This is a genomic window from Methylobacterium frigidaeris (assembly GCF_022179185.1).
Classification (GTDB): domain Bacteria; phylum Pseudomonadota; class Alphaproteobacteria; order Rhizobiales; family Beijerinckiaceae; genus Methylobacterium; species Methylobacterium frigidaeris.
Genome location: NZ_BPQJ01000012.1, coordinates 56,762 through 83,740 on the forward strand (window position 1 = coordinate 56,762; position 26,979 = coordinate 83,740).

The 26,979-nt window shown below is 71.1% G+C and carries 21 protein-coding genes; 12 read left to right on the plus strand and 9 right to left on the minus strand.

Going from position 1 to position 26,979, the window contains the following annotated elements; genetic code table 11:
* Positions 1-34: 34 nt before the first annotated feature.
* On the minus strand, positions 35-1,414 hold the full coding sequence (locus MFF64_RS14410; protein ID WP_099900286.1) for a CoA transferase: 1,380 nt from the start codon (positions 1,412-1,414) through the stop codon (positions 35-37).
* Between the two features lie 97 nt (positions 1,415-1,511).
* Between MFF64_RS14410 and MFF64_RS14415 the strand changes: the two genes are divergently transcribed.
* The 3 genes from MFF64_RS14415 (at position 1,512) to MFF64_RS14425 (ending at position 6,042) form a co-directional block, all read left to right on the plus strand.
* The gene (locus MFF64_RS14415; protein WP_099900288.1) at positions 1,512-2,666 is read left to right on the plus strand and encodes a citrate synthase; all 1,155 of its coding nucleotides are present in this window, start codon (positions 1,512-1,514) and stop codon (positions 2,664-2,666) included.
* 118 nt (positions 2,667-2,784) lie between these two features.
* Positions 2,785-3,663 carry a collagen-like domain-containing protein gene (locus MFF64_RS14420; protein ID WP_238191294.1) on the plus strand — a complete coding sequence of 293 codons (879 nt, stop codon included), beginning with the start codon at positions 2,785-2,787 and terminating at the stop codon, positions 3,661-3,663.
* Between the two features lie 426 nt (positions 3,664-4,089).
* Entirely contained in the window at positions 4,090-6,042 is a 1,953-nt protein-coding gene (locus MFF64_RS14425) for a methyl-accepting chemotaxis protein (protein ID WP_438823075.1), read from the plus strand.
* Positions 6,043-6,447: 405 nt separating this feature from the next.
* Here the strand turns inward: MFF64_RS14425 and rnd are convergent, their stop codons facing one another.
* Together rnd and MFF64_RS14435 are read right to left on the minus strand one after the other, a co-directional pair.
* Entirely contained in the window at positions 6,448-7,602 is a 1,155-nt protein-coding gene (rnd, locus tag MFF64_RS14430) for a ribonuclease D (protein WP_238191298.1), read from the minus strand.
* Between the two features lie 85 nt (positions 7,603-7,687).
* Positions 7,688-8,179 (minus strand): hypothetical protein, encoded by a 492-nt coding sequence (locus MFF64_RS14435; RefSeq protein WP_238191300.1) that lies wholly within the window; start codon positions 8,177-8,179, stop codon positions 7,688-7,690.
* A gap of 176 nt (positions 8,180-8,355) precedes the next feature.
* Between MFF64_RS14435 and aspS the strand changes: the two genes are divergently transcribed.
* From aspS to MFF64_RS14470, 7 genes are all read left to right on the plus strand, one after another.
* Complete coding sequence (aspS, locus tag MFF64_RS14440) at positions 8,356-10,170, plus strand: aspartate--tRNA ligase (RefSeq protein WP_099903108.1); 1,815 nt, start codon at positions 8,356-8,358, stop codon at positions 10,168-10,170.
* Positions 10,171-10,179: 9 nt separating this feature from the next.
* On the plus strand, positions 10,180-11,073 hold the full coding sequence (locus tag MFF64_RS14445) for a glycosyltransferase family 2 protein (protein WP_238191302.1): 894 nt from the start codon (positions 10,180-10,182) through the stop codon (positions 11,071-11,073).
* A complete protein-coding gene (locus tag MFF64_RS14450) occupies positions 11,067-12,119 on the plus strand; it encodes an acyltransferase family protein (RefSeq protein ID WP_099905625.1) in 1,053 nt (350 codons plus the stop codon). The genes MFF64_RS14445 and MFF64_RS14450 overlap by 7 nt, the downstream gene beginning before the upstream one ends.
* Positions 12,120-12,174: 55 nt before the next feature.
* Positions 12,175-12,471: a nucleotidyltransferase family protein gene (locus MFF64_RS14455; protein ID WP_099905627.1), complete on the plus strand. Its 297-nt coding sequence runs from the start codon at positions 12,175-12,177 to the stop codon at positions 12,469-12,471.
* Positions 12,471-12,671: a ribonuclease HepT family protein gene (locus MFF64_RS14460; protein WP_099905629.1), complete on the plus strand. Its 201-nt coding sequence runs from the start codon at positions 12,471-12,473 to the stop codon at positions 12,669-12,671. The genes MFF64_RS14455 and MFF64_RS14460 overlap by 1 nt, the downstream gene beginning before the upstream one ends.
* A gap of 91 nt (positions 12,672-12,762) precedes the next feature.
* Positions 12,763-15,243 carry an NAD-dependent DNA ligase LigA gene (gene ligA, locus MFF64_RS14465; RefSeq protein ID WP_099905631.1) on the plus strand — a complete coding sequence of 827 codons (2,481 nt, stop codon included), beginning with the start codon at positions 12,763-12,765 and terminating at the stop codon, positions 15,241-15,243.
* A 32-nt stretch (positions 15,244-15,275) separates the two neighbouring features.
* On the plus strand, positions 15,276-16,145 hold the full coding sequence (locus tag MFF64_RS14470; RefSeq protein WP_099905633.1) for a 3'-5' exonuclease: 870 nt from the start codon (positions 15,276-15,278) through the stop codon (positions 16,143-16,145).
* Positions 16,146-16,319: 174 nt separating this feature from the next.
* On the opposite strand, the gene MFF64_RS14475 is transcribed toward MFF64_RS14470, so the two are convergent.
* The 4 genes from MFF64_RS14475 to MFF64_RS14490 form a co-directional block, all read right to left on the minus strand.
* The gene (locus MFF64_RS14475; protein WP_099905635.1) at positions 16,320-16,547 is read right to left on the minus strand and encodes an AsnC family transcriptional regulator; all 228 of its coding nucleotides are present in this window, start codon (positions 16,545-16,547) and stop codon (positions 16,320-16,322) included.
* Between the two features lie 185 nt (positions 16,548-16,732).
* The gene (locus tag MFF64_RS14480; RefSeq protein WP_048429112.1) at positions 16,733-16,945 is read right to left on the minus strand and encodes a cold-shock protein; all 213 of its coding nucleotides are present in this window, start codon (positions 16,943-16,945) and stop codon (positions 16,733-16,735) included.
* A 231-nt stretch (positions 16,946-17,176) separates the two neighbouring features.
* Positions 17,177-17,383, minus strand: a complete 207-nt coding sequence (locus MFF64_RS14485) for a hypothetical protein (protein WP_099901980.1) — start codon at positions 17,381-17,383, stop codon at positions 17,177-17,179.
* Positions 17,384-17,409: 26 nt separating this feature from the next.
* On the minus strand, positions 17,410-17,736 hold the full coding sequence (locus MFF64_RS14490; protein ID WP_099901982.1) for a DUF6496 domain-containing protein: 327 nt from the start codon (positions 17,734-17,736) through the stop codon (positions 17,410-17,412).
* 168 nt (positions 17,737-17,904) lie between these two features.
* On the opposite strand from MFF64_RS14490, the gene MFF64_RS14495 reads away from it, so the two are divergent.
* A complete protein-coding gene (locus tag MFF64_RS14495; protein ID WP_099901984.1) occupies positions 17,905-18,291 on the plus strand; it encodes a hypothetical protein in 387 nt (128 codons plus the stop codon).
* A 50-nt stretch (positions 18,292-18,341) separates the two neighbouring features.
* On the opposite strand, the gene MFF64_RS14500 is transcribed toward MFF64_RS14495, so the two are convergent.
* Complete coding sequence (locus MFF64_RS14500) at positions 18,342-18,563, minus strand: hypothetical protein (protein WP_048453142.1); 222 nt, start codon at positions 18,561-18,563, stop codon at positions 18,342-18,344.
* Between the two features lie 151 nt (positions 18,564-18,714).
* Here MFF64_RS14500 and MFF64_RS14505 point away from each other — a divergent pair, with 151 nt between their 5' ends.
* Positions 18,715-19,287: a type 1 glutamine amidotransferase domain-containing protein gene (locus tag MFF64_RS14505; RefSeq protein WP_238191304.1), complete on the plus strand. Its 573-nt coding sequence runs from the start codon at positions 18,715-18,717 to the stop codon at positions 19,285-19,287.
* A 136-nt stretch (positions 19,288-19,423) separates the two neighbouring features.
* Here the strand turns inward: MFF64_RS14505 and MFF64_RS14510 are convergent, their stop codons facing one another.
* Complete coding sequence (locus MFF64_RS14510) at positions 19,424-26,869, minus strand: ExeM/NucH family extracellular endonuclease (protein WP_425324427.1); 7,446 nt, start codon at positions 26,867-26,869, stop codon at positions 19,424-19,426.
* Between the last annotated feature and the right edge of the window lie 110 nt (positions 26,870-26,979).

The window sequence follows — 26,979 nt, forward strand, 5'->3', positions numbered from 1 at the left end:
AGCCGGGGCAACTCCGGCTGACTGGCCCTGTTCCTCACCAGGCCGGCGCGGCGGCGCCGAGGGGCCCGGCGGCCCGGTCCCACCGCATCGGCACGCCGTCGAGGGTGAGGGGCGGGCGCAGGCGCAAGGCGGGCCCCCAGCCGGTCGGCTCCGGTCCTTCGGCGAAATCGCTCCGGCCCAAGGCGGCGGGCGCCTCCTCGGGGAGGGGCGCCGGCGCGGCGGCCAGGAGGACGGCGGTGCGGGCGAGGGACAGGCGCGCCGTGCCGCCCCGCCCAGTCGCGAGGCGTTGGGTCAGGCCGTGCAGGCTCGCCGCCGCCATCAGGTAGCCGGTGGCGTGGTCGAGGGCCTGGACCGGCAGGGGCACCGGCCGGCCGGCGCCGGCGCTGGCCATCCCGGCCTCGGCGAGGCCGCTGCTCATCTGGACCAGGCTGTCGAAGCCGCGCCGCGCCCGCCACGGTCCGGTCCAGCCATAGGCGTCGAGGCTGATGTCGATCAGGCCCGGCCGCAGGCGGGCGCGGACCTCGGCGTCGAGCCCGAGATGCGCCAGCGCGTCCGATCGGTAGCCGTGGACCAGCACGTCCGCCCCCGCCAGCAGCGCCTCGAACCGCGCCCGTCCGGCCGGCTCCTTCAGGTCGAGGCGGGCGCAGGTCTTGCCGAGGGTCATCTCCGGCACCACGCCGGGCTCCTCCCAGCCCGGCGGATCGAGGCGCAGCACCGTGGCGCCGAACCCGGCGAGGACGCGGGTCGCCACCGGGCCGGCGAGCACCCGCGTCAGGTCGAGGACGCGCAAGCCCGCCAGGGGGCGGTCGGGCCGCGCCCCCGACAGGCCGGGCTCGCCGGCCCCGCCCGCCTCCCACGCGATCAGCGGCTCCCGCGCCACCGCCTCTCCCTGCGGATGGGCGGCCCAGGCCCCGGCCGAGCGCATCGCGGCGGCGCAGCCGCCGGCCGCGACCACGGCATTCTCGAGGTCGTCCGCCCGCCAGCGCGCCACGGCCTGCGCCACCGCGTCCCGCTCGGGTGGGGCCCCGAGCACGGAGAGGGCCGCGTCGCGGTGGTGTGGCGCGTTGGTGTGGAGCCGGATCCAGCCATCGGCCGCGCGGTAGTCGCCAGCCACCGGATCCCAGAGCGGCGGCAGGTCCCATCCCTGGGGGTGAAGGGAACGGGCGAACCAGAACGCGGCGAGGCGCCGGTCGACCGTCACGCCCGGCCGGCGGCGGAATCGGGCCTCGACGAGTTCGGCCAGCGCCAGCCCCGCTGCGGCGACCGAGGCCGCCGCGAGGTCGCTGACCGGGTAGCGGGAGGGGAGGGCGCCCGCTCCGGTCACCCTCACCGGCGGCGTGGCCTCGGCGCCGAGGGCGCCCCGGATCGTGTCCAGGATCGCCGCGAAGGCTGGACTGCCTGCCTCGAACGTCATCGCCTGCTCCTGCGGTTGCGGTGGCAGGAGCGCGCCCAAAGGGTCACATCGTCAATCTTGATTACCCGAATCAACATCGCTTTCGCGAGCACCCGCCGTGACCGCCTTTCTCACCGCCGCCGAGGCGGCCGCCCGCCTCGGCGTGAGCCGCCAGACCCTCTACGCCTATGTCAGCCGCGGGTTGATCGAGGCGCATCCGACCGCTGATCCGCGGGTGCGGGCCTACGCGGCGGAGGCGGTCGCCCGCCTCGCCGCGTCCCGTCATCGCGGCCGGCGTCCGCGAGAGGTCGCCCGCGCCGCCCTCGACTGGGGCCTGCCGGTCATGGAGACCGCCGTGACCCTGATCCGCGACGGGCGGCTGTACTACCGCGGCACCGATGCCCTGGTGCTCTCCGAGACCGCGACGCTGGAGGAGGTGGCGGCACTCCTCTGGGCCCTGCCGCAATCCGCGGCCTTCGGATCGGCCGCTCCCGAAATCGACGGGCGCGGGGCCGAGCCGCGCGGCGGCGATCTGCTCGGCGCCTTCGCGGTCGCGACCGAGGACGACCCGACGGCGCCCTGGCAGCAGGATCCGGCCCGCCTCGCCGCGGGGAGCGGCGCTCTCGTCCGCCTTCTCGGCGCCTGCATCACCGGTCGCGCACCGGACGCCGCGCCGCTCCACCTGTCCTGTGCCGAGGCCTGGAGCCTCGATCCGGCCGGGGCGGAGGGGGTGCGCCGGGCCCTGGTCCTGTGCGCCGATCACGAGCTGAACGCCTCCGGCTTCACCGCGCGCTGCGTCGCCTCGGCGGGGGCGAGTCTGCGCGCGGCGGTGATCGGCGGCCTCGCGGCGCTGAGCGGCAGCCGTCACGGCGGCATGACGGCGCGGGTGGAGGCCCTGTGGGACGCCCTCGACGGGCCCGACCCCGCCTCGTCCCTGCGACGCCAGCTCGCCGGCCGCGAGGACCTGCCGGGCTTCGGCCATCCGCTCTATCCCGCCGGCGACCCGCGGGCCGCCGCCCTGCTGGCGCCGCTCCTCGCGGAGGATCCGCGCCTGCGGGCGGTCGCGGCGGCGGCCCAGGAACTGACCGGGGCGAGGCCCGCCCTCGATTTCGCCCTCGTGGCCCTGCGCCGACGGCTCGCCCTGCCACGGGGCAGCGCCTTCGGGCTGTTCGCCCTCGGCCGCTCGGTCGGCTGGATCGCGCAAGGACTCGAGCAGCGCCAGGCCGGCGGGCTGATCCGCCCGCGGTCGGTCTATGTCGGGCCCGAGCCGTGACGCGGCATGGTCAAGCGCCACCATGGGGGAAGACCATCGACCATCGCGCCTGTGCTGAAAGTTCGGCCGTGCTTGACTTTCCGAGCCGCGGAAAAACACTTGCGCAATGGGATCGACAATGCGGGGGCGGGCGATGGTGCGCGGCGGAACCGGACGCTCCGCGTTACGATCGGGTGCGGCCCTCGCCATCGGCCTGATGGCCGCGGCGCCGGCCCGGGCCGAGATCCAGGTCCTGGCGGCGCGGATCACCGCGGGCGAGCTCTGGGTGCTCGGTACCGCCGACGAGCCGGAGGCCGAGGTCAGCCTCGACGCCCGCTTCACCGCCAGGGCCGATTCCCGGGGGAAGTTCGAGTTCCGCCTCGTCTATCATCCGGCGACCTGCATCGTGACCCTGCGCGCCGGCCGTCAGGAGCGCGGCGCGGTGGTGGGCGAGTGCGGCCAGCAGGGGCCCATCGGCCCGGAAGGCCCGAAGGGCGCCGCAGGTCCCGAGGGCCGGGCCGACATCACGACCCTGACGGGGCCGCCCGGGCCACCGGGTCCGCGCGGCGAGGTCGGCCCTCCGGGTCCGCGCGGCGAGGCCGGTCCGAGAGGCGAGGCCGGGCCCCCAGGTACGCCCGGTCCCGCCGGTCCGCGTGGCGAGGCCGGACCGGCCGGGGGACGCGGAGAGCCGGGAGCGAGAGGCGAGGCGGGCCCGCAAGGCGAACCGGGCTTGCGCGGCGAGACCGGTGCCGCGGGCGTGGCGGGACCGCCCGGCGAGACCGGCCTGCCGGGAGCGCCGGGAGCGCGGGGCGAGACCGGCCCACCGGGTCCGGCCGGCGCCCCCGGCAGGCCAGGTCCGCGCGGGCCGACGGGCCCGGCAGGCCCACCCGGCCCCAGGGGACCGGCAGGGCCGGCCGCCGCAGCACGGATCCAAGCCCCGGCACGGATCCAACAAGCCCCCCAGGCGCCGGCCAGCCGGCCGACGCCCGCCGCTCCGGCGGAGGGCGATGTGTACTGACATCGGGCCGGTCGACGAGGTCTCCGCTCCGTCGAATCCGGTTCCGGATGGCGCTGAGCGCGACCCGGCCGCGCGGGGTCTCCGGTCCTGCGGCACCGTACCGACGCAACGGTGACCGGACATCGTCAGCCCCTCGTCGCGAGGCCGCCGGCCTTCCGCAGTGCCGACGCAGGCGAGAGGAATGTGTTCTCCATCATATTCGTTTTGTCGGCCCCATAGGGATATTTTAAAGATTTTTTGCTATAACAAATCTTCGATTATTTTATAATAAATGAACCGGGGCTGGTCAGGGCAATGTCGATCAAAATACGTTTGGTCATTATATTATCAGCAATCATCATCATGTTCACGCTGACGACTGGGCGTGATCTTCATGATGCGCACCAGCAATGGACCCGCTCTGCGCAGGCCCAACGCTTGGCGGGCGTGGATCGCCTCCTGACCCAGGCGCTGTCGCAACTGCGCTTCGAGCGCGGCAGCGCGGTCTCGGGGCTCGCCCTCGAACCCGCCAAGCTGGATGCCAACCTGGCGGATCTCGCCCGGCGCCGCGGATCGTCGGACGAGGGGCTGTCCGGCGCGCTCGCCATCCTGGCCTCCGGCATGGAGCAGGAGAACCTCGACGCCCGCCCGGTCGCGGAGGGCTACGCCGCCTGGAAGCGCGTCCGGTCAGACGTCGATGCCGCCTTGAGCAAGCCGGTGGCCACCCGCGAGCCGGAGCTCGTGAAGCGCGTCAACGACGGATATGCGGCGCTCAACACGGCCGTCGACGGCCTGATCCGCACGACCGAGACGCGGTTGCGCCTCAAGGATGCGCGCCTGTCCAACCTGCTGCGGATTCGCGAGATGAGCTGGACGGCCCGCTCGCTCGCCGGCAACGCCCATCTGATGATCAATGACGTCCTGGCGAAGAGCCGGGCGATGACGCCCAACGAGCAGTTCGACTTCGCCGTCTTCGAACGCGAGGCGCGTTTCGCTTTCACCCTCGCCCGCGAGATCGCCGCCGCCCTGCCCGACGCCTCGGAGCTGAAGGCGGCCACGAACCGGGCCTGGGTCGCGTATTTCGACGGCCCCTTCGCGGCGCGGACCCGCGCCCTGATGCCGGCCCTGAGCGATCCGGCCCTCCCGCGCCCGACCTTGTCCGAATCGCGCGCCGAGTCGTCGCCCGCCCTCGATGCGATCGCCGCCGTCGCGCTCGCGGCGGTCGCCCGTCTCGACGTGGTCGCGTTCGCGATGGCCGACGAGGCGCGGACCGAGTTCCTCGTCCGGTCGGGCCTCCTCCTGCTCGTCCTGGCGCTCGGCCTCGGCGGAATGGCATGGGTGGCACTCGGCGTCACCGGCCCTCTCGCCACCATGACTGCCGCCATGCGCCGGCTTGCGGGCGGGGACACCGCGTCGCCGATCCCCTACGGGGCGCGGCGCGACGAGATCGGCGCCATGGCGGGCGCTCTGGAGGTGTTTCGCGAAGGCATGATCAGGACCCGGCGGCTGGAGGAGGAGACGGCGCTCGCCCGCGCCTCGGCCGAGGAACAGCGCCAAGCCGGCATGCGCCAGATGGCGGATGGTTTCGAGCAGGCAATCGGCGGCATCGTCGGCATGGTCTCCGCTGCGGCGAGCGAGCTGCAGGCAACCGCCGAGAGCATGAGCGCGACCGCTGGCGCGACCGCGTCCCAGTCGGCCAGCGCGGCCACCGCCGCCGACAAGGCCGCCGCCGATGTCGGCACGGTGGCGGTCGCGGCCGAGGAGCTCGGCGCGTCGGTCGCCGAGATCGCCCGGCAGGTCACCGAGTCCTCCAGCCTCGCGCAGGCCGCGGTCACCGAAGCGAATGCGACCGCCGGGCTGGTGCAGGACCTGTCGCAGGCCGCGAGCCGCATCGGCGACGTGGTGGCGCTGATCTCGTCGATCGCCGCTCAGACCAACCTGCTGGCGCTGAACGCCACCATCGAGGCGGCCCGCGCCGGGGCCGCCGGTCGCGGCTTCGCGGTGGTGGCGGCCGAGGTCAAGGAGCTGGCGGGTCAGACCGCCAAGGCCACGGAGGAGATCGGCCGGCAGATCGGCCAGATCCAGGGTTCGACGGATCAGGCGGTCCAGGCCATCGGGGGGATCGGCACCCGCATCCGCGAGATCGCGAGCGTCGCCGCCGCCGTCGCCGCGACGGTGGAGCAGCAGGGTGCAGCGACCCAGGAGATCGTCCGAAACGTCGCCCACGCGGCGGCCGGCACGAGCGAGGTCACAGCGAGCGTCGCCGGGGCGGCCGGGGCGGCCGGGGAAACGGGGGCGGCCGCGAGCCAGGTGCTCACCTCGGCCTCCGAGTTGTCGCGCCAATCCGAGCACCTCGGCGCGCAGGTGCAGCGCTTCCTGGCCGGTGTGCGGGCGGCGTGAGGGGCGTCCGAAGCCGAATACCCGATAGGAAGACAGCATCGGGGGAGGCGTCACGCCTCCCTTCGACGCAAATCGGCGGCTCTCGTGCCAGCCCGTCGCCGTCGACACGTCATCGGCGACGGGTTCGGCGCATCAGCGTCCGGCGCCAGCGGCCCAGACCTGTTCGGGCTTGCCTTCGCGCTTATCGAACCGGTTCGAAGGAGCTGCGGTATGAGCGTGCCTATGGATGTCCGCCTCGCGCGCTCGACGCGGGGCAGAGAACACGGACGATCGGAGGCTATCTGATCTGTGGGTCAGGTCCGGCAAAGATCCGTTCATCCTGTTCGCGACCCCAGGAAGAGGTCGCGAACAGGATGAACGTGACGGGAGAGACGGTCCCGCTTCAGTCCCGAAAACCGGCCGCTCCTACGGCAGCTCCCGCACCACCACGCGCCCGCCCTCCGCCGACAGCGCCAGGCGCCCGGCCTTCAGCGCCAGCGCCTTCTCGCCGAACAGGCCGCGGCGCCAGCCATGCAGCACCGGCACGTCGGCCGCGTCGTCCTCGGCAATGGCCTCCAGGTCGTCGACGGTGGCGATGATCTTGGGCGCCACGCGCTCGTCCTCGCAGACGGCCTTCAGCAGCACCTTGAGGAGTTCGACCAGCGCGCCGTTGCCGCCGCTGCGGGCGCGGCCGCGCTCGGGGGTCGGCACGCCCGCGGGATCGCGCGACAGGCCGCGCTCCACGGCGGCCAGGATGTCGGCGCCGGTGCGCGAGCGCTCGAACCCGGCCGGGATGGTGCGCAGACGGCCGAGCGCCTCGACGCTGCGCGGCGCCGAGGTGGCGATGTCGATCACCGCCTCGTCCTTCAGGATGCGCCCGCGCGGCACGTTGCGGGTCTGCGCCTCGCGCTCGCGCCAGGCCGCCACCTCCATCAGCACCGCGATCTCGCGGGCCTTGCGCATCCGGCTGCTCAGGCGCCGCCAGGCCTGCTCCGGATCGGCCCGGTAGGTGTCGGGAGAGGTGAGGACCGCCATCTCCTCGTCGAGCCAGGCGCCGCGGTCGGTGGAAAGCAGTTCCCGCGCCAGCGCCTCGTAGACCTTGATCAGGTGGGTGACGTCCGACAGGGCGTAGCTCAGCTGCGCGTCCGAGAGCGGGCGGCGCGACCAGTCGGTGAAGCGCGACGACTTGTCGATCTTCGCCTTGGCGACGTCGTTGACGAGCTGCTCGTAGGAGACGGAATCGCCGTAGCCGCAGACCATCGCGGCGACCTGCGTGTCGAAGAACGGCTGGGGCAGCAATCCGCCGAGCAGCCAGATGATCTCGAGGTCCTGCCGGGCCGAGTGGAAGACCTTCAGCACCCGCTCGTCGCCCATCAGCGCGAAGAACGGCGCGAGGTCGATCCCGGGGGCCAGCGGATCGACGAGCGCGGTCGACCCGTCCGGTGCCGCGATCTGGATCAGGCACAGCTTCGGATAGTAGGTCGTCTCGCGCATGAACTCCGTGTCGACGGTCACGAAGGGTTGCGTGGCGAAGCGCGCGCAGGCGGAGGCGAGTTCTTCCGTCGAAGTAATCAGCTTCATACGCCCGGCTATAACGGAGCCGGCCGCCGAGGGCGAGAGACCGGCGGCGTGGGTTGTGGGGATTGGGCGGCGTGGTAACCGAAAATCACGCGGCGCGCGATCCGTCGCCCGGCCTTGGCCCGGCTTTGGCCGCCTTGCGCAGGGCCGCCGCCCGGGCCCGCCGCGTGCCTTCGGCCCGGTGGGTGAGCCAGTCGAGGATGTTGCGCTCCACCCGCTCGCCGGTGTCCCGGTCGGTCAGGCGGTGGATGCGGTCGGCGCGAAACCCCCGGTAGCCGTCCCGGTCGCGGTCGGTGCCACCGACGAGTACCCGGCCCGGACCGATCTTGAGCTCGTGCGCCTGCAGCCGGCGCACGCTCCAGGCGCCGTTGCCATCCTCGTAGACGAGCTCGAACCGACCTTCGATCGGCAGGACCCGCCAGGCGCCGTCCTGGCGTTCCAGGAACGCGCCCTGGCTCTCGGTGGGCGTGGCGCGGGCCTCCGGTCGCGCCGCCCGGGCCGCCGCGGGCGCGTTCCGGGGCGGATCCGGCAGGGTGTCCGGGTGGGGCTCGAAGGAGCCGAAAAAGCTGTTCTGATCCATGAAGATAATATAGTTGTTCGTTGTTTGTTCCACAAGCGCGAACGGGCCCGCGCCGAGGCCCCGCGCTTGACTTCGCTCCCCCCTTCGCGAATGGGTGCCGACACGCTTCAACGTGCGGGCCGCCTGCCCGCGCGCCCGGCCTGCGGGCCCGATCGAGACAGCTGCAAGACACGCCCATGCACCGCTATCGTTCCCATACCTGCGGGGCGCTCCGCCCGTCCGACGTCGGCGCGACCGTCCGTCTCTCCGGCTGGTGCCACCGCGTCCGCGACCATGGCGGCGTGCTGTTCATCGACCTGCGCGACCATTACGGGATCACGCAATGCGTGATCGATCCCGATTCCGCGGCCTTCAAGGCGGCGGAAGCCGTGCGCTCCGAGTGGGTGATCCGCATCGACGGGCGGGTGCGCCAGCGGCCGGCCGGCACCGAGAATGCCGAGCTGCCGACCGGCGCGGTCGAGGTCTACATCACCGACCTCGAGGTGCTGGGCGCCGCCGCCGAGCTGCCGATGCCGGTCTTCGGCGACCAGGATTATCCGGAGGAGACGCGGCTCAAGTACCGCTTCCTCGACCTGCGCCGCGAGAAGCTGCACGCCAACATCATGCGCCGCGGCGCGATCATCGATTCGCTGCGCAGGCGGATGCGCGAGGGCGGGTTCTTCGAGTTCCAGACCCCGATCCTCACCGCCTCCTCGCCGGAGGGCGCGCGCGACTTCCTGGTGCCGTCGCGGTTGCATCCGGGCAAGTTCTACGCCCTGCCGCAGGCCCCGCAGCAGTTCAAGCAGCTGACGATGATCGCCGGCTTCGACCGGTACTTCCAGATCGCGCCCTGCTTCCGCGACGAGGACGCCCGGGCCGACCGCTCGCCGGGCGAGTTCTACCAGCTCGACATCGAGATGAGCTTCGTCACGCAGGAGGACGTGTTCCAGGCGGTCGAGCCGGTGCTGCGCTCGGTCTTCGAGGAATTCGCGGAAGGAAAGCGCGTCTCGCCGAGCTTCGTGCGCATCCCCTACGCCAAGGCGATGCTGAAGTACGGCGTCGACAAGCCGGACCTGCGCAACCCGCTCGTCATCGCGGACGTGACGCAGGAATTCCTGCGCGACGACGTGACCTTCAACGCGTTCAAGAACGCCATCAAGGCCGGCGGCGTGGTGCGGGCGGTGCCCGCCCCGGGTGCCGCGTCCCAGCCGCGCTCGTTCTTCGACAAGCTCAACGACTGGGCCCGCTCCGAGGGCGCGCCCGGCCTCGGCTACATCGTGTTCGAGGAGGAGAACGGCGCGCTCACCGGCCGAGGGCCCATCGCCAAGTTCGTGCCGGCCGAGGCGCAAGCCGCGATCGCCGCGAAGGCCGGCGTCAAGGCCGGCGACGCGGTGTTCTTCTCCGCCGGGCCCGAGGCCAAGGCGGCGGGGCTCGCCGGCAAGGCGCGCATCCGCGTCGGCGACGAGCTGGCCCTGTCCGACAAGGACCAGTTCGCCTTCTGCTGGATCACCGACTTCCCGATGTACGAGTGGAACGAGGACGAGAAGCGGGTCGATTTCTCGCACAACCCGTTCTCGATGCCGAACTTCGACCACGACGCCTTCATGGCCCTCGACCCGGAGGACCACGCGACGATCCTCGGCATCAAGGCATTCCAGTACGACATCGTCTGCAACGGCATCGAGCTGTCGTCGGGCGCGATCCGCAACCACCGCCCCGAGGTGATGGAGAAGGCCTTCGGCCTCGCCGGCTACCCGAAGGAGGTTCTCGAGGCGAAGTTCGGCGGCATGCTGAACGCGCTGAAGATGGGCGCTCCCCCGCACGGCGGCATCGCGCCGGGCGTCGACCGCATCGTGATGCTGCTCTGCAACGAGCCGAACATCCGCGAGGTGGTGCTGTTCCCGATGAACCAGCGCGCCGAGGACCTGATGATGGGAGCGCCCTCGGAGGTGACCCCCAAGCAGCTGCGCGAGCTGCACATCCGCCTCAACCTGCCGCAGAAGCAGGGCTGATCGGCGCCGGTGCCCGGCCTCGTCGCGGTCGTCGTCGCGCATGACAGTGCCGGCGTGCTGCCGGCCTGCCTGGCCGCGCTCGCCCGCGAGCACGTGCCGGCACTGGTCGTCGACAATGCGAGCCGCGACGGATCGGCGGATCTCGCCGCCCGTCTCGGCGCGCGGGTGCTGCGGCTGCCCCGCAACGAGGGCTACGGGCGGGCCAACAATGCCGGGATCTGGGCGGCGGGCCGGGCCGAGTACGCGCTGATCGTCAATCCGGACGTCGAGCTCCAGCCCGGCAGCGTCGATGCGCTGCTGGCGGCAGCCGAAGCCTATCCGGATGCGGGGCTGTTCGCGCCCCGCATCGTCGAGCCGGACGGGCGGTTCTTCTTCCAGCCGCGCTCGCTGCTCGCGCCCTACCTCACCAACCCACGCGGGCGCCTCCACCCGCCGGAGGGGGATGCCTGCGCGCCGTTCCTGTCCGGCGCCTGCCTGATGGTGCGGCGCGACCTGTTCCTGTCCCTCGGCGGCTTCGACCCCGAGATCTTCCTGTTCTACGAGGATGACGACCTCTGCCGCCGGATCGCCGATGCGGGCAAGGCGCTCGTCCATGTCCACGGCGCGGTGGCGCTGCACGGGCGCGGCGCCTCGAGCGCGCCGGAGCGGGGCCGGGTGCGCCGCTCACGCTGGCACCAGGCCTGGTCGCGCTCTTACGTGTCGCGCAAGTACGGGCTGCCGGACCCGACGGGCGCGATGCTGGCGAAGAACGGCGTGAAGGCGCTGCTCGCCGCCTTGTCCTTCCGCCGCTCGGGCATCGAGCGCTACGGCGGCTCGGTCGCCGGCGCCTGGGCGGCCCGACGGGGCCGCAGCGCGCTCGTGCAGGAGGGCTTGGCAACAGAGCCGGAGGCCGGCGCATGGTGACGGTCGCCACCGGCCTCGCCCGGCCGCACAACGCCTTCGGGGCGGTCCGGCTGGCGCTGGCGCTCCTCGTCGTGGTCTCGCACGCCTTCAGCGTCACCACCGGCCACATCCTCGACGAGCCGCTGGCGCAGGCCACCGGCTACACGCTCGGCGAGCACGCGGTGAACGGCTTCTTCGCCGTCTCGGGGTTCCTGGTCACGATGAGCCTGATGCGGCGCGGCCCGCGCGACTACGTCGTCGCGCGGGCGCTGCGCATCGTCCCCGGGCTCGTCGCGGCGAGCTTCGCCGTTTCCCTCGGCCTCGGCAGCCTGATGACCACCTTGAGCCTTCCCGCTTATTGGAGCGATCCGGGGCTGTGGCGGTTCATCCAGGGCACGCTGACCACCTTCAAGAGCAACGCCGCCCTGCCGGGTGTCTTTTCGGACAACCCGTTCCGCTTCCCGATGGGGACGGTCTGGACGCTCAAGTACGAGGTCCTGTGCTATCTCGGCCTGCTGGCGGCCGGGCTCCTCGGCACCCTGCGCTGGCGCTGGCTCGCCCCCCTGCTCGTCGCCGGCCTGGCGCTGGGTCTCGCGCTCGCCGGCCTGCGCGACGGCGAGATGCCCAAGGCCCTGGAGACGTCCTTGCGCCTGCCTCTGATCTTCTCGGCGGGCGCTGCGCTCTTCCTCTACGCCGACCGCGGACCCTTGAGCTGGCCGCTGGCGCTCGCCCTCCTCGTTCTCGCGGGCCTCGCCCACGGCACCGCCCTCTACCCGCCGGTGCTGTTCCTCGCCGAGGCCTACGCCGTGCTCTGCCTCGGACTCGTCCCGCCGGTCCGCCACTCCGTGCTCGATCCGCGGGCGGACCTGTCCTACGGCACCTATCTCTATGGCTGGCCGGTGCAGCAGAGCCTGCACGCCCTGTTCCCGATGGCCTCGGCCTGGCAGCTGCTGGGACCGTCGCTCGTCCTCACCCTGGCGGTGGCGGCCCTGTCCTGGCGCCTCGTCGAGCGGCCGGCGCTGGGATGGAAGGCGCGGCTGATGGGTCGGCGCGAGGTGATAGCCTGAGCGCTCCCGGTCACGGCCTGTGGCCTCGCGTCGAGCGGCGCGGTATCATGGCATCATGACTCGCGGCGAAGCACTCATCCAGCTCAAGGCGCATGCCGACAGCGTGCGGGACATGGGTGCGACGTCGCTCTACCTGTTCGGATCGACCGCCCGGGACGACGCCCGGCCCACCAGCGACCTCGACCTGTTCATCGACTACGATCCCGAGAGCCGCTTCAACGGCCTCGATCTCGTCGGCATTGAGCTCTTCCTTGAGGAGCAACTTGGAACGGATGTCGACGTGACCACCCGTGACAGCCTGCATCCTCGGCTCCGCGCGCGCATCGAGCAGTCGGCAGCCAAGGTCTTCTGATGGCGCCGCGTGAGTTTCGACATGCTCTCGACGACATTCTCGCGGCTATCGACGGCATCCAGCGCGCGACGGCAGGCAAGGACCTCGCAGATTACACCGGGGACTGGCTGCTGAAGCACGGCGTGCAACGCGGCATCGAAATCATCTCCGAAGCCCTTCTGGCAGACCGCGACCGGGAGGATGGAGCGGATGCGCCGTGAGGCCGCTTCGCTGACCCGGCCGGCGTCAGGATCTGCATAACCCGTATCCTGTATCACTCGCCGCAATCATAAATTCGCGTTCAGAGCGTCCATGCCCACCACCCGCGACCCCGCCCTCGACGACCTCGACCAGAAGAGCGCGCAGAGCCTCCACGCCGCCCTCTCGGCGGAGATCGCGGAGCACGACCGGCGCTATCACGGCGAGGATGCGCCGACGATCTCGGATGCCGAGTACGATGCCCTGCGCCGCCGGCTCGAGGCGATCGAGGCGCGCTTCCCCGATCTCGCCGGCACCGGCGAGGCCTCGGCCAGTGTCGGCGCCAAGGCGTCGGACAAGTTCGCCAAGGTGCGGCACGCGGTGCCGATGCTCTCGCTCGGCAACGCCTTCTCGGACGAGGAGATCGGCGAGTTCGTCGAGCGGGTGCGCCGCTTCCTCGGCCTCCCGGCGGGTGAGCCGGTCCCCTTCACGGCGGAGCCGAAGATCGACGGGCTGTCCCTGTCCCTGCGCTACGAGGACGGGCGCCTCGTCACCGCGGCGACCCGGGGCGACGGCGAGGTCGGCGAGGACGTGACGGCCAACGTGCGCACCATCCGGGAGATTCCGGAGGTGCTGGCCGGCGAGGACTGGCCGGCGGTGTGCGAGATACGCGGCGAGGTCTACCTGTCGCACGCCGATTTCGCCGGCATCAACGCGCGCCAGGAGGAGGCCGGCAAGCCGCTCTTCGCCAACCCGCGCAACGCCGCCGCCGGCTCGCTGCGCCAGTTGGATGCGAGCATCACCGCCTCGCGGCCCCTGCGCTTCTTCGCCTACGCGGCCGGCGAGATGTCGGACCAGCCGGCGGAGTCCCAGTTCGAGATGATCGAGGCCTTCCGGGACTGGGGCCTGCCGGTGAACCCGCTGACGGTCCTGTGCGCGGACGCGTCCGCGATGCTGGCGCATTACCGGATGATCGAGGCGAGGCGCGCCGAGCTCGGCTACGACATCGACGGGGTCGTCTACAAGGTCGATTCGTTCGCCCTGCAGCGCCGCCTCGGCTTCGTCGCCCGGGCGCCGCGCTGGGCGCTCGCCCACAAGTTCCCGGCCCAGCGCGCCACCACGATCGTCGAGGCGATCGACATCAATGTCGGGCGCACCGGCTCGCTCAACCCGCTGGCGCGCTTGAAGCCGGTGACGGTGGGCGGCGTGGTGGTGTCGAACGCCACGCTCCACAACGAGGATTACGTCCACGGCGTCGATGCCGACGGCGAGCCGATCCGCAGCGGCGTGGCCGTGTGGCGCGGCCAGTCCCTGCACGACGACGTCGACCTGGCGCAGGGATCGGACGTGCGCGTCGGCGACACGGTGGTGGTGCTTCGCGCCGGCGACGTGATCCCGAAGGTCGCCGACGTGGTGCTGGAGCGCCGGCCGAAGGACGCCGTGCCCTACCGCTTCCCCGAGACCTGCCCGGCCTGTGGGAGCCACGCGGTGCGCGGCCTCAACCCGCGCACGGGCAAGCTCGACGCGGTGCGCCGCTGCACCGGTGGCCTGATCTGCCCGGCGCAAGGGCAGGAGCGCCTGAAGCACTTCGTGTCGCGCAACGCCTTCGACATCGAGGGCTTCGGCGAGACCTACATCGAGACCCTGTTCGAGGCCGGCTTGGTGCGCCAGCCCGCCGACCTCTTCCGCCTCGAGTTCGAGCCCCTGAAGGCCGCAGTGGTCGCCCGGCGCCAGGCTTTGTCGGCCGAGCGGGCGCTCGCCGCCGGCAAGGAGGTCAAGAAGGCGGCCAAGAAGAAGGACGACGAGGACAAGGCGATCAAGAACCTCCTCGCCGGGGTCGAGGCGCGCCGAAAAATCCCGCTCAACCGGTTCATCTTCGCGCTCGGCATCGAGCAGGTCGGCGAGGCAACCGCCAAGGCCCTGGCCAAGCACTTTCCCGACATGCCGGCCCTGATGGCGGGCGTCGCGGCGGCGGCGGCCTGCCAGCCCGGGCCGGACTGGATCGCGCTCGCGAGCCTCGACCGCGTCGGCGCCACCACCCGCGACCGGTTGCTCGCGGCGGCCGCCGAGGCGCCGGATGCCGACCTCCTCGCCGGCGGCGCGGTGGCGCGGCTCTCCGCGCCGCAGCGCGAATCCCTGATCGAGGCCTATGGCGATTCCGCCGGCGTGCGGGCGGCCGTGGAGCGGGCATCCGCCCAGGTCCCCGGCGACGCTTACCGGGCGCTCGCCGATGACGGCGAGATCGGCGCGGTCACCACCGCCTCGCTGATCCAGTTCTTCTCGGAAGCCCACAACGTCGCGGCGGTGGAGGCGCTGCTCGCCGAGGTCGAGACCGAGCGGGCGGCGGCACCCGCGCAGGCCGCGGCCTTCAGCGGCAAGACCGTGGTGTTCACCGGAACCCTCGAGCGGATGACCCGCAGCGAGGCCAAGGCGACGGCCGAGCGGCTGGGCGCCAAGGTCTCGGGCTCGGTGTCGGCCAAGACCGACCTCGTGGTGGCCGGGCCGGGCGCCGGCAGCAAGCTCAAGGATGCCGAGAAGCACGGCGTGAAGGTGATCTCGGAGGAGGAGTGGCTGGCAATGGTGGCCACCGCCTGAAAAACGGCGTCTTCGCGGGGAAGAGCGCGGGCATGACCAGCCCCCGCACCCTCGCGATCGACTTCGAGACCGCCAACGAGCGCCGCGACAGTCCCTGCGCCGTCGGCCTCGCCTGGATCGAGGGCGGACGGGTTGTGCGGCGGGAATCGCGGCTGATCCGCCCGGCCGAGATGCGCTTCTCCCCCGGCAATATCCGGGTTCACGGGATTCGCCCGCGGGACGTCGCGGGGGCGCCGTCCTTCCCCGAGGCGATGGCGCCGTTCCTGCCGGAGATCGCCGGCAGCCTGGTGCTCGCCCACAATGCCAGCTTCGATGTCGGGGTGCTGGCCGCGACGCTCCAGGCCTACGGCTTGGCCCAGCCAGCCTATGCCTCGCTCTGCACGGTGCAGCTCGCCCGCCGGCACTGGCCGGGGGAGGGCGGGCAGGGCCAGGGGACCTACCGCCTCTCGGCGCTCGCCGCCCGGGTCGGCGTGACGTTCCGCCACCATGATGCCGGCGAGGACGCCTATGCCTGCGCGGAGATCGCGCTGGCGGTGATGCGGGAAGCCGGGGCGCCGGACGTCGCCACGCTGGCCCGGCGCCTGGGCCTGATCCGCGAGCGGGCCGGGGAGGGGGCGCGATCACCCGACGGCATCGCTGCCCGGGCCCTGCGCGGCGTCGCGCCGAGCCGCACCCGCCCGCCGCTCCTGCACTTCGTCGTGCGCGGCAGCACCGGCACGCCCTACGACGTGCGCCTGGTCGAGGGCCGCGACGGGCCGCGCCTGCGCTGCTCCTGTGCGGGGGCGCGGTTCCGGCCCGATTGCCGGCACGTCCGTGCGCTGGCGAACGGCGAGATCGACGCGCTGTTGTCGGACAATCCGGGGGAGGTGGCGGCGCTGGCGGGATTGTTGCGGGTCGGGTGAATGTCACTGTCCTAGTGTCGACCCGCGTCCCTTTCCCGATCTCCTGCCGCTGACGCTGCAATCGTCCAGGAAAGGGCGAGGGTCGGAACATTCTCCAGACACGACAAAGGCGGGTCCGCGCTCGCGCGCGGCCCGCCTCGTACGGTGACGGCGGTCTAGAAAACCCGCGAAACCTTAATGGGCTTCGCGCACAGCCACGGCATTCGGCGTCAGACCGAAGCGCTCGGCGAGGTGCCAGCGCAGCTCGCGGGAGGAGTGATAGCCGTAGCTCTTGTCGATCAGGTGGCTGACGTCGATCGGGCCTTTGCCCTCGCCGAACCGGCTGATCTGGTCGACATGAAAGGTAGCACCGTCATTGAAGACGGTCGGCGCGCCGTCGCGCCGGGTGAACTCGAATAACATGGATGTCTTTTCTTCTATCGTTGCGGCGCTCCTCGTCGGAGCGACTGTGCGTGGCAGGCGGCCGAGCGGCCGCCGGCGGAGCATGCGATGAGCCCGCGGGCTCAGAACGCTCCAGTGCGGCCAAGGTTTCGTAACCTTAACGGAATCATCGTTAAGGTCGCGTAAACCCGGGCCGAGGGCCGCCCTCAGGCGACCTGCAGGTTCACGGCCGACATCTTCGTGCTGTCGCGCCGGTCGGCCTGCAGCTCGTAGGAGACCTTCTGGCCCTCGACGAGGCCGCGCAGGCCAGCCCGCTCCACCGCGGAGATATGGACGAACACGTCCTTGCCCCCGTTATCCGGCTGGATGAAGCCGAAGCCCTTCTGGTCGTTGAACCACTTGACAGTACCAGTATTCACGCGGTCGTCCTCGTCTCGTTAGAAGTCGCAGCGGGCCGCCCTCAAGGGCGAGAGCAGCGCGGCGCGACGGCGCCAAGTGTGTCGGGAGGGAGGCTCGTGGTCGCTGGGCCATGAAAGCCCGTGCGGGGCTTGATCGCCCAGGGCCGCCCGCCCGTTGCCGCTGAACCCCATGTAGGAACCCAGTCTGTCCGGAACAAGGCAGGGGGCTCAGATCGGCGCGTGGAACGCGTGTCAGGGGTTGGTGCGCCCGCGCTGGTTGGGGTCGATCCCGCCTTGCGGCGTTGTGTCGTTCGCCACGTCGCCCTCGTCGGTATTGGCCCCGGCGAGGTCCTCGGGATCGCCGCCGGACATCGTCATGCCCTTCGAGGTGCCGATGCCGGGATTCCCCTTCAGGTCGGCGTCGGTGGGCGTGGTGGTCTTCGGCTGCTTCGAGCTCATGCGCTGACTCCTGCGTGGAAGCCCGCTCAACGGTTGAGGGCCTTCTCCAGTTCGTCGCGGCTCATGCGGGAGCGTCCCTTGATGTCGCGGCGCTTGGCCTCGTCGTAGAGGGCGGCGCGGGACGCATGGGACCGCGTGTCGCGCTCCTTGGCCCGGGTGCGGCGGAAGTGCGCCCGGTTGTCGGCCGGGCTCTCCTGGTTCGAGGCGCCAGCCTCGCGCAGCGCGATGGCGATGGCCTGCCGGCGGTCGGTCACCGGCTCGCCGTCGCGGCGCTCCAGCTCCCCTTGCTTGAACTCGTGCATCACCCGGGCGATCGTGCCCTTCTGCGCGTCCGTGGTCTTGTGGGTCGCCATGGCGTCATCCGATCATTCGCGGGCGCTCCGGCACCCGTTCCATGCGGAGTCAACGTCGCCGATGCCGGGGCGTTTCGGGCCGCGCAGGCCGGCCTTGCGTGGAATTCCCTGTCGCCTCCGGCAGATTGCTCCCATATACGGACGACATCGTGCAGTGTCGGACGCTCCATGGCGGGTATCTCGGTTTCCCTCGAAGGTTCCAACATCCAGCTCTCGTTCCAGAAGGACGATCAGGCCACCGCGGTCATCATGGATGCCAGCGCGGCCCGCGCCCTCGTGCGCGCGGTGGGCCAGCTCCTCACGGTCATGCACGAGCCGGACGAGGGCGAGGCGGACGATCTCGGTGACGACGAGGCGGCGATGCTGGACGTGACCTCGCCGGCGATCGAGGTCGGCACCGACGAGCAGGGCCAGGCGGTGGTGGCGCTTCAGGCCGGCGGCCTCCCGCCGTTCCAGCTCCGCCTCACCGACGAGGAGGCGCGGCACGTCGCCACCAGCCTCAACGAGATCCTGAACGCCCCGCGCGACGTGCGCAGCTCGCATGGCGGGCATTGATACGGCATTGATACGAAAAAAGGGCGCCTCATCGAGGCGCCCTTCGTCGTTCAGAAGCGCGTTCCCGGGTTGGTGGGGCCGCCCGGCAGGTAATCCGGCTCGGAGCCCGGCCCCGTGGGGTCGGTGATGCCCGGATCGTTGACCGGGTAGGGCGAGCGCGGGCCGGTCGGTCCGGTATCGGGCAGCTCGTCGGGAGCGACGGGGGGCGGGATGTCGCCCGGGATGCCGCCGCCTGGGGTCGGCTCGTGGCCGGGTAGGCCTGGATTGGCCATGGCTTGAGTGGCCATGTCGTGCCTCCTCTCGGGTGGGGGTCTGGTGAGTTAAACCGCCCGGCGCGGTGCAGTTCCGTCGCGGCAGGTCGTCGGAACATGCCTGCCGTAAGGTCGTTGCCAGGGCATCTCATACCCCCTCGGAGAATGCCCGATGCCCAGCATCACCCAGGCGAAGATCCTCATCATGGCGACCGACGGCTTCGAGCAGGCCGAGCTCGAGGTCCCGAAGGCCAAGCTCGCGGAGGCCGGCGCCCAGGTGACCGTGGCCGCACCCCGGTCGCGCCAGAAGCCGGACAGCATCCGCGGCTGGGACGAGACCGATTGGGGTCGCCCGGTCAAGGTCGATGCCGACATCGAGAGCATCGATCCCGGGTCTTACGACGCCCTGGTGCTTCCCGGCGGCCAGATCAACCCGGACAAGCTGCGCCTGGAGCCGAAGGCGCTGGAGATCCTGCGCAGCTTCCTGGGCAGCGGCAAGGTCGTCGCCGCGATCTGCCACGCGCCCTGGCTGCTGGTCGAGGTCGGCGCCGCCAAGGGCCGCAAGATGACGTCGTTCGCCTCGATCAAGACCGACGTGATCAATGCCGGCGCCGAGTGGTACGACTCAGCCGTGGTCGCCGACAAGGGCATCGTGACGAGCCGCAACCCGGGCGACCTCGACGCGTTCTCGGCCAAGATCATCGAGGAGATCCAGGAAGGCCGCCACGACCGCGCGGCGGCGTGACCGAGGCGATCGCTTCCAAGATCCATGAATCAAGATCCATGAATGAAGAACGGTCCGTGCGGCAGACGCCGCACGGGCCGTTCTCGCGAGGTCGCGACCCGGGAGGCTCCGGGCAGCCTGCCGCCATGCCGGGGACCTAACCGGTCGTGCCGGCGCCGAAGGTGGTGTCAGCGAAGGTCGAGCGCCCTTCGGCCGCGCCGTATTGCAGGTAGTGCTGCATCGGGTCGATCCTCGCCTGCGCCACGTCGCCGTAAGTCCCGAGATAGGCCGTCGTGTCGAAGCCCTTCGACGGGTCGCGGCCCTCCTTCCAGCCGTAAAGGTCGTAGTGCATCAGCGGGTCGATGCCCGCCGCCCGCACGTCACGGTAGGCGTCGAGGTAGCCGTTGGTGTCGAACACCGCGTTCGGGTTGCGGCCCTCGCGCCAGCCATAGGTCTGGTAATGCTGGTAGGCGTAAGCGAAGGCGTCCCCGCCCGCCCTGACCGCAGCTTGGGCCACGTCGATGTTCGACAGCAGGTAGTACTCGGCGTCGAAGCCCGGATGCGCCGCGAGATCGGCGGTCCTGCCGATCGCGTCGTAGATCGGCCGGCCCTCGCCCTGGCCGTACTCGATATAGTGCTTGAGCGGGTCGATGCCGGCGGCCGTCACGTCGGGGTTGCGGGCGAGGTACTGCTCGTTGTCGAAGGCGGCGGAGGGATCGCGGCCCTCGCGCCAGCCGGTCTGGTCGTAGTGCTCGATCGGGTTCTGGCCCGAGGCCCGCACGCTCGGGTTGGCGGCGAGATAGCCGGTGGTCGAGAAGAGCGCGTTGGGGTCGCGGCCCTCGCGCCAGCCGTACTGGGCGTAGTGCGCGTCGGCGTCCTGGCCGGCCGCGAGCACGTCCTTGTTGGCGGCGAGGTAGAACAGGTCGTCGACGAGCGGGGTGCCATCGCCGGTGACCACCGTGGCGTCGGTGAACTGGTAGCGCTCGAAGCCGGTGACGCGGTCCTGGCCTTCCGGCCCGATGATCAGCGTGGCGGCGCCGTCGCGGGTGACGGTGGTGTCGGCCAGCCGCGAGTTGAACACCAGGGTGTCAGTGCCGGTCGAGCCATCGGCGTTGCGGCCTCCGAGCAGGACGTCGTTGCCGGGCGAGTTGGTGATCGTGTCGTTTCCGGCGCCGCCGGTGATGATGTCGTCGAAGGCGGTACCGGTCAGCGTGTCGTTGCCGCTCGTGCCGTTCCGCACGACGCCGCGGTCGAGCACCGTGTCGCTACGCGCGGCGAGGTTCTGGATCCGGATGTCGCCGGCGGGGGGGGTGTCGGCGGTGCCGTAGGGCGTCGTGGCGTAGAAGGCGCGCAGGTACTCGGCCATCGCGTCCTGCTCGGTGCCCTGCGCCGCGAAGGTCGCCGAGTTCGGCAGCGAGGCGCCCGGAGTGGCGGAGGCGAGCGCCACCTTGTTCTCGCCGTAGGCCGGGAACGGGTAGTTGTCGCCGCCCAGGCCCGGTGCGCTCGACGTTCCGGTCGTCAGGAAGTCGAGGGTGACGGTGCGTATGCCGCGGTTCGGGTCGCCGACGAGCTGGCCGTTCTGCACCAGCGTGTCGGTGATCCGGCCGCTCTCGTCGACGATCGCCGCGTTGAGGATGCGCTGGCCCTCGCGGGTGACGTTGCCATTGGCGTCGAGGGTCTGCGACGTCCTGGTGGCATCGAACGAGAAGCTGAGGCCCCCGATCTGCGGGAACTGGCCCGGGGTCGCACCGGCGGCGGTGGCCGAGACCGCGTGCTCGAGGAGCCGCTTCATCTCCAGCGCCGAGACCGTGGTAACGGCGAGGGCGTTGTTGAAGCGCAGCGAGTTGGTCACGTCGAGCTGCGAGACGTCGCCCGATTGCTTGCCCGCGGACGGGTTGGCAGCCGGAGGCAGCTCGGCGGTGCCGCCGCCGGCGGTCGAGAACGAGCCGATCGAGTCGCGGATGCCGCCGCCGTTCTTGATCGAGACCGCGACCGTCGAATCGTACTGCTTGGCGTACCACAGGTTGGCGTCGGCGGAGAGGTCGCCGAGGTTGGTCTCCTCGGTGCGAACCTCGCCGCGGCGTCCCTCGAGATAGACGCTGGTGCGGCCGAGAATGGTGCCGTCCTGCTGGCGGATGATGTCCGCGACGCCGGCGGTCTCCTGGATGCCGTCGTTGTCGACGTCGAGGCCCTCGATCAATTCCTTGACGAGGTAGCCCTTGGTGCCGGGCGCGAAGGCCGCCTGGTTCGAGCCCCAGAGCTGCGCCACCGAGGCGTCGTCGACCGCGACCACGCCCGAGTTCTGCGGCGTGATCGAGTTGCGGATGACGTTGCCCTGGTCGTCGAAGGTGACGGTCAGGCGGCCGACATAGGAGTACTCGGAGGCGGTATTGACCAGCGCCAGGGTCTGGCCCGAGGCGTTGGTGAAGAATTGCGGGTAGGCGCCGCCCGAGGTGTCGCCCGTGAGCAGGCGGTCGTTGGAATCCGACAGCAGGGTGTGCGAGCCGCCGCCGATCAGCACGTCGACGTTGCGCAGGAGCGGGGCCAGCGCCTGCTCGTTGGCGAGTTGCTGCAGGTGGGTGCCGACGATGACCTTGTTGAGGCCGGGATTGGCCGCGAGCACGCGGTCGACCTCGGCGTTGATCTGCTGGGCGAGCAGCGCGATCTCGTCACGGCCGGTGAAGCCGTCGAGGGTGACGTTGCCGAGGGTGGTCAGCAGGGGCTCGAGCTGGGTGGTGGCGCCGATGAAGGCGATCTTCTCGCCGTTCTCGATGATGATGGTCGACCTGGCGATCTTGTCGGCGCCGGTGCCGGTCTGGGTCGAGGTCGGGCCGGTCTGGGCGAAGGTGGCGGCGTCGCCGTCGGCGTGGACGAGGCCCGAGAGGGACGATTCCCGCGAGAAGTTCAGGTTCGTCGAGAGGTAGGGGAACTGCGCCCCGACCCAGGTGTCGTCCGCCGCGCCCGGCGCCGTGCCGAGATTGGCCCCGATGATGTTGGCGACCTCGTTCGGGCCGGAATCGAATTCGTGGTTGCCGAACACCGCGGCCTGGACGCCGATGATGTTCTGGATCGTGATGTCGGCCCGGCCCGGCGATGCAGTGAGGCGGCTGTAGGCGTTGGCGCCCGACAGCCCATAAGACTGGTTGTAGATGCCGTTATAGGTCGCGTTCAGCTGCGGGTCGGCGCCGGCGATGAAGAACGGGCTCGGGATCCAGCCGTCGCCGGTCGAGAGGGTGATCGAGTTCGGGGTCGCGTCCTCGAGCTTGTCGACGATCGCCGCGAAGTTCGGCGCCCGCTGGGTCGCCAGGAGGCCGGCCTCCCAGTCCGAGGCGTGCAGGATCTGGAGCGTGTAGGTCATCGGGGCAGCCTGCTGGGTGGTGAAGTCGAGCTGGTCCGGCGCGAGTCCCGCGAAGCCGTTGCCGGCCATGTCGGCGAAGGCGCGGGGGGCCACGATGACGTCGTAGGCCGTTCCCGCCTTGAGGTCGGCGCCCGGATTGATCGTCACGGTGTCGCCGCTGATGGTGACCTGGGAGGTGTCGGCGACCGCGATGGTTCGGGTGTCGCCCGCCCCGTCGGTGATGACGAGGGCGCCGGTCCCCTCGCCGGCCTTCACTGCCTCGCTGAAGCGTAAGGTGATGGTCGCGTCGATCGCGACCCCGGTGGCATTGTCGGCCGGGGTGGCGGAGACGAGCGTCGGGGCGATCGTATCGAGCTTGAGGCCGACGAGGATCGGGTCGTGGTCGGATTCGCGCGCGGCGACCCGGCCGTCGAAGTACGAGGGGGATCGTCCGAAATCGAGGTTGTAGTCGATCGCGTCCGCCTCGTCGGCATTGACGTGCCACTCGGTCACGCCGGTGACCTGCCGATTCAGATTGCGACTGGCGAAGGCGTGGTCGAGAGCGCCGTAGGCCCCGTCGAAGACGTAGGAATACGGATCGGCGAGGCGGTCCTCGGCGAGGTTGGTGAAGCCCTCGACCTTGATGAGATCGAGCGCGTCTTCCTTGAGGTAGGCGTTGAAGTCGCCGAGCAGGATCACGTCGGGATCCTGCGTGCCGGTCGGCTTCGTCGCCACCCACTCGGTGAGCGCCTTGGCGGCGAGCTCGCGCTGCTGCTGCCAGGCGCCCTGGCCGTCGCCCTGGTCGGAATCGGCCCCGGTGCCGCTGCCGCTCTTCGACTTCAGGTGGTTGATGACCGCGGTGAAGTCTTCCCCGGTCGCATTCTCCCGGAACGTCACCGCCAGGGAGGCACGACTGGTGTTCACGCCGTTGAAGAGGTGACCGATCGTGCTCTGCCGCAGGAGAGCGGGATCGACGCGCGCGACGTCGGCGTCGTCGAGCGTCTCGATCGTGGTGTTGAGCGCGACGCTGACCTTGCTCGGCTTGTAGATGAAGCCGACCGCGATGGCGTCGCCGCCGAGGAACTGGCCCTGATCGAGTCGATTGCCGGGATTCACGTAGGCGTAGGTGCCAGCACCGGCCCGGGCGTTGAGCTGGCCGACGAGGTACTCGAGCGCGTTGCCCGGATTGCCGGGCTGGAACTGGTTCTCCAGCTCGGTAAGGCCGAGGACGTCGGCGCCGCTGCCGATGAGCGTCGTGACGAGCTTCTCGGTCTGGCGCGCCAGTTCCTCGCCCGTGTTGGCGCCCCGCGGTGCCTGGCCGATCGCGGTCTGCGCGTTCGGCGAGGCATTGAGGGTGGTGAAGTAGTTGAGGACGTTGAGGCTGCCGACGGTGAGCGTGCCGCCGACCGGATCCGGCGCGCTCGGGCGCGGGTTGGCCTTGATGAAGCTGTTGTCGCCGTCGTCGATCGAGCGCACCCGGAAGGCGTTGGTCGGGCCGTAGCCGAGCGTGCCGGTGAGGCCGGTCACGATGTCGCCCATCCGCGGCGCGGTGGCGGTCGAGTAGGCCGGGCCGAAGCCGTCGAGGGTCTCGATCGGCAAGTTCTGCGCGTTCAGCCCGTCGTCGTAGGTGATCGAGCGTGCGGCGGTCTGGGCGAGGTACGCGGCGTAGTCGGCCGCGTTCGGCTCGAACGCGTTGGTGAAGGTCTCGGGCCGGCCGCCCGCGGCGAGGCGGATCTCGTTGAAGCGGTCGAGGTTGAACTGCTCGGAGATCGACAGGGCCTGCGGGAACCGGACCAGCATGCCCTCGTAGCGCTCCAGGTCGGGCTGCGCCGTCGCGCCGGTGCCGACGGTGCCCGCCGCCGGCAGGCCGACATCGACCGCCTGGGCCTTCACCTCGGCCGCCGAGAGGGCGCCGGCCTGCACGACCTGGATGCCGGAGGCGGCGTTGACGGTGAGCTGCGTCTCGCCGTTGAACTCGGTGACCGTGCCGGTGACCCGGACCCGGTCGCCCTCGGCGACGTCGACCAGGCGGTTGCCGGTACCCTCGTAGACGAGCACGCCCTCCGAGGTCAGCGGGTTCGCGTCCTGGTCGGCCTTCTCCTCCTGCAGATAGAAGCCGCCGATGCTGCGTTTGGCGTCGGCATCCCCGTTCTGGAAGTCGCCGACGACGATCGCCTCGACCGTGACGGTCTGGCCGGCGAGCGGGCTGGCGCTGCCGGTGCCCTGCAGAGCCGAGATCAGGGTGACGTCGTCGTTGACGAGGGTGCCGGTCGCGGTGGCGTTGCTGGCGCTCACCGCGGCGACGATGCCGGCCTGGCTCGACGTGGCGCTGCGCAGGGCCAGCGAGAAGGTCTCGTTCGGCTCAGGGATCGCGTCGCCCTGCACGGTGACGGTGACGGCTGTCGAGGCGGCGCCTGCCGGGATCGTGCCCGTGACGGTCAGCGGCAGGCTGGGATTGCCGGCGAAGTCGGCGGCGTTCGCGGGGTTCGCGCCGGTGCCGGTGAGTTCGGCGGTAAAGGTGATCGCGCCGAGCGTGCCGTTCGTGCGCTGCACCGTGACGCTGAACGTGGTGGCGCCGCCGTTGCCTTCCGCCCGGCTGATGCCGAGCGAGTCGGCCGCGAAGGAGATCTCCTGCGTCACGCCCTGCGGCAGCGCGGCGTAGAGCGTCGCGCCGCCATTCGCCACCTCGTTCGCCGAGACCACCAGGTTGGTGCCGGTCGGGTTGCGGTCGGCGGCGATGAAGGTCAGCACCTCCGGGCCGAGATCGGCGGGCGAGCCGGCGAGCGGCGGCACGTAGGAGACGTAATTCGCGGTCGCCGGATCGGTCACGTCGTAGACCAGGATGCCGCTCTGGCGTTCCAGGCCGACGAAGGCGTAAATCCGGCCATTGACCGTGCCGACGGTGATGCCCTCGGGCTCCGGCCCCTTGTTGTCGGAGCGGTCGTCGGGCGCATCGGCGACGGTCTGGTCGTTGTTGAAGCGCTGAGGCGCGATCCGGGCGAAGATTTTCTCGAATTCTCCGCCGGTCTCGCGCACCTTGATGAGCGTACCGTCGGCGTTCTGGCGGAAGATCGAGATGCCGCGGCCGCCGAGCGTATTGAGCTGGTCGATCACCCCGTCGCCATCGGTGTCGCCGGTGCGCAGCAGCACGTTCAGGCGGGCATAGGCCGGATCGGACTTGAGCGCCTGCAGCGCCGGCGTCAGGCGGCTGTTCGGCACCGCGCTCAAGCGGGCGACGTCGCCGGTATCGTCGGCACCGCCGATGACCCGCTGGTCGCCCTCGTTGGCGGTCACGAAGTAGGTGGCGCCTCCGGTCGTGAACGAGGCGATGCTGTCGGGCTGGAGCAGGCCGTAGATCGGGGTGCCGGCCGGCGTCGCGGCGATCCGGATCGAGGCAGCGCCGTTCGCCCCGTCGCGGTCGGAGGCGTCGAACTCGTTGCCGGAAAGCGCGTGGTTGACGGCGCCGAGGGGCTGGATCGCGATCGGCGCCGTGCCCGGGTTGGCGAGGTCGATCACTGCGACACCGTTCACCTCCTGCAGGGTGACGTAGGCGAAGCGGTTGTCGGGCGAGATCGCGATGTATTCGGGCTCGATGTCGGCGGCGGCACTGGTGCCGGGCGTGATCGCCAAGCCACGGGCGCGCAGCGCCGCCTCGGACCCGTTCAGCCCCTCGAACCCGACGGTCGTGACGACCGAGGCGCTCGCCGCCCCGCCCGAGACGTCGATGATCGAGACGCCGCCGACCGGGTTGCTGTTCTGGCTTGCCTGCTCGCCCTCGTTGGCGACGAGGAGACGGCTGCCGTCGCGGGTGAAGACGAGTTGGTCCGGACCGACCCCGACGGCGAGCGAGCGCAGGAGCGTGCCGTCGGCGTTGAACAGCGCGACGCGGCCCGCCGCATCCCCGGTCACGTTGGCGTAAGCCACCGCCACGAGGCCGTTGACGACCGCGACCGAGTTCACCGAGCCGTACTGCTCGAGGCCGGATAGCAGGATCTCGCCGGACTTGCGCAAAGACCCGGCGGCGTCGAGGGCGACGATCTCGATCCGGTTCTCGTTGGTGTTCTGGACGTAGAGCCGGCCGGTCGAGGCATCGTAGGCCACGACCTCGGCGTTCGGCGCGATCTGCGTCGCGGCGTCGTTGGTTGTGGCATAGGCGCCGAGCCTGACGAGCTGGAGCGCGTTGGTGGCCGTCGGCGGCGTCGTGCCGGTCGCGCCCGACAGGCCCTGGAGCGAGGGCGCGGCGTCGAAGATCGCGGTGCCGTTGATCCGGGTGCCGGCATCGCCGGCGGCAGGCGTCGTGGCCATGGGTTCCAGTGTCTCCGGGCACGCACGGAAGGCGGCGGCACGAAGATGCGCACCACTTTCAGCGCGAAGCT

Coding starts and splice junctions, on each gene's coding strand:
- MFF64_RS14470 (WP_099905633.1), top strand. CDS start 15,276: ATGACCAGCCCCCGCACCCTCGCGATCGACTTCGAGACCGCCAACGAG.
- MFF64_RS14485 (WP_099901980.1), bottom strand. CDS start 17,383: ATGAGCTCGAAGCAGCCGAAGACCACCACGCCCACCGACGCCGACCTG.
- rnd (WP_238191298.1), bottom strand. CDS start 7,602: ATGAAGCTGATTACTTCGACGGAAGAACTCGCCTCCGCCTGCGCGCGC.
- MFF64_RS14455 (WP_099905627.1), top strand. CDS start 12,175: ATGACTCGCGGCGAAGCACTCATCCAGCTCAAGGCGCATGCCGACAGC.
- MFF64_RS14495 (WP_099901984.1), top strand. CDS start 17,905: ATGGCGGGTATCTCGGTTTCCCTCGAAGGTTCCAACATCCAGCTCTCG.
- ligA (WP_099905631.1), top strand. CDS start 12,763: ATGCCCACCACCCGCGACCCCGCCCTCGACGACCTCGACCAGAAGAGC.
- MFF64_RS14420 (WP_238191294.1), top strand. CDS start 2,785: ATGCGGGGGCGGGCGATGGTGCGCGGCGGAACCGGACGCTCCGCGTTA.
- MFF64_RS14505 (WP_238191304.1), top strand. CDS start 18,715: ATGCCCAGCATCACCCAGGCGAAGATCCTCATCATGGCGACCGACGGC.
- MFF64_RS14410 (WP_099900286.1), bottom strand. CDS start 1,414: ATGACGTTCGAGGCAGGCAGTCCAGCCTTCGCGGCGATCCTGGACACG.
- MFF64_RS14490 (WP_099901982.1), bottom strand. CDS start 17,736: ATGGCGACCCACAAGACCACGGACGCGCAGAAGGGCACGATCGCCCGG.
- MFF64_RS14500 (WP_048453142.1), bottom strand. CDS start 18,563: ATGGCCAATCCAGGCCTACCCGGCCACGAGCCGACCCCAGGCGGCGGC.
- MFF64_RS14460 (WP_099905629.1), top strand. CDS start 12,471: ATGGCGCCGCGTGAGTTTCGACATGCTCTCGACGACATTCTCGCGGCT.
- MFF64_RS14475 (WP_099905635.1), bottom strand. CDS start 16,547: ATGTTATTCGAGTTCACCCGGCGCGACGGCGCGCCGACCGTCTTCAAT.
- MFF64_RS14450 (WP_099905625.1), top strand. CDS start 11,067: ATGGTGACGGTCGCCACCGGCCTCGCCCGGCCGCACAACGCCTTCGGG.
- aspS (WP_099903108.1), top strand. CDS start 8,356: ATGCACCGCTATCGTTCCCATACCTGCGGGGCGCTCCGCCCGTCCGAC.
- MFF64_RS14435 (WP_238191300.1), bottom strand. CDS start 8,179: ATGGATCAGAACAGCTTTTTCGGCTCCTTCGAGCCCCACCCGGACACC.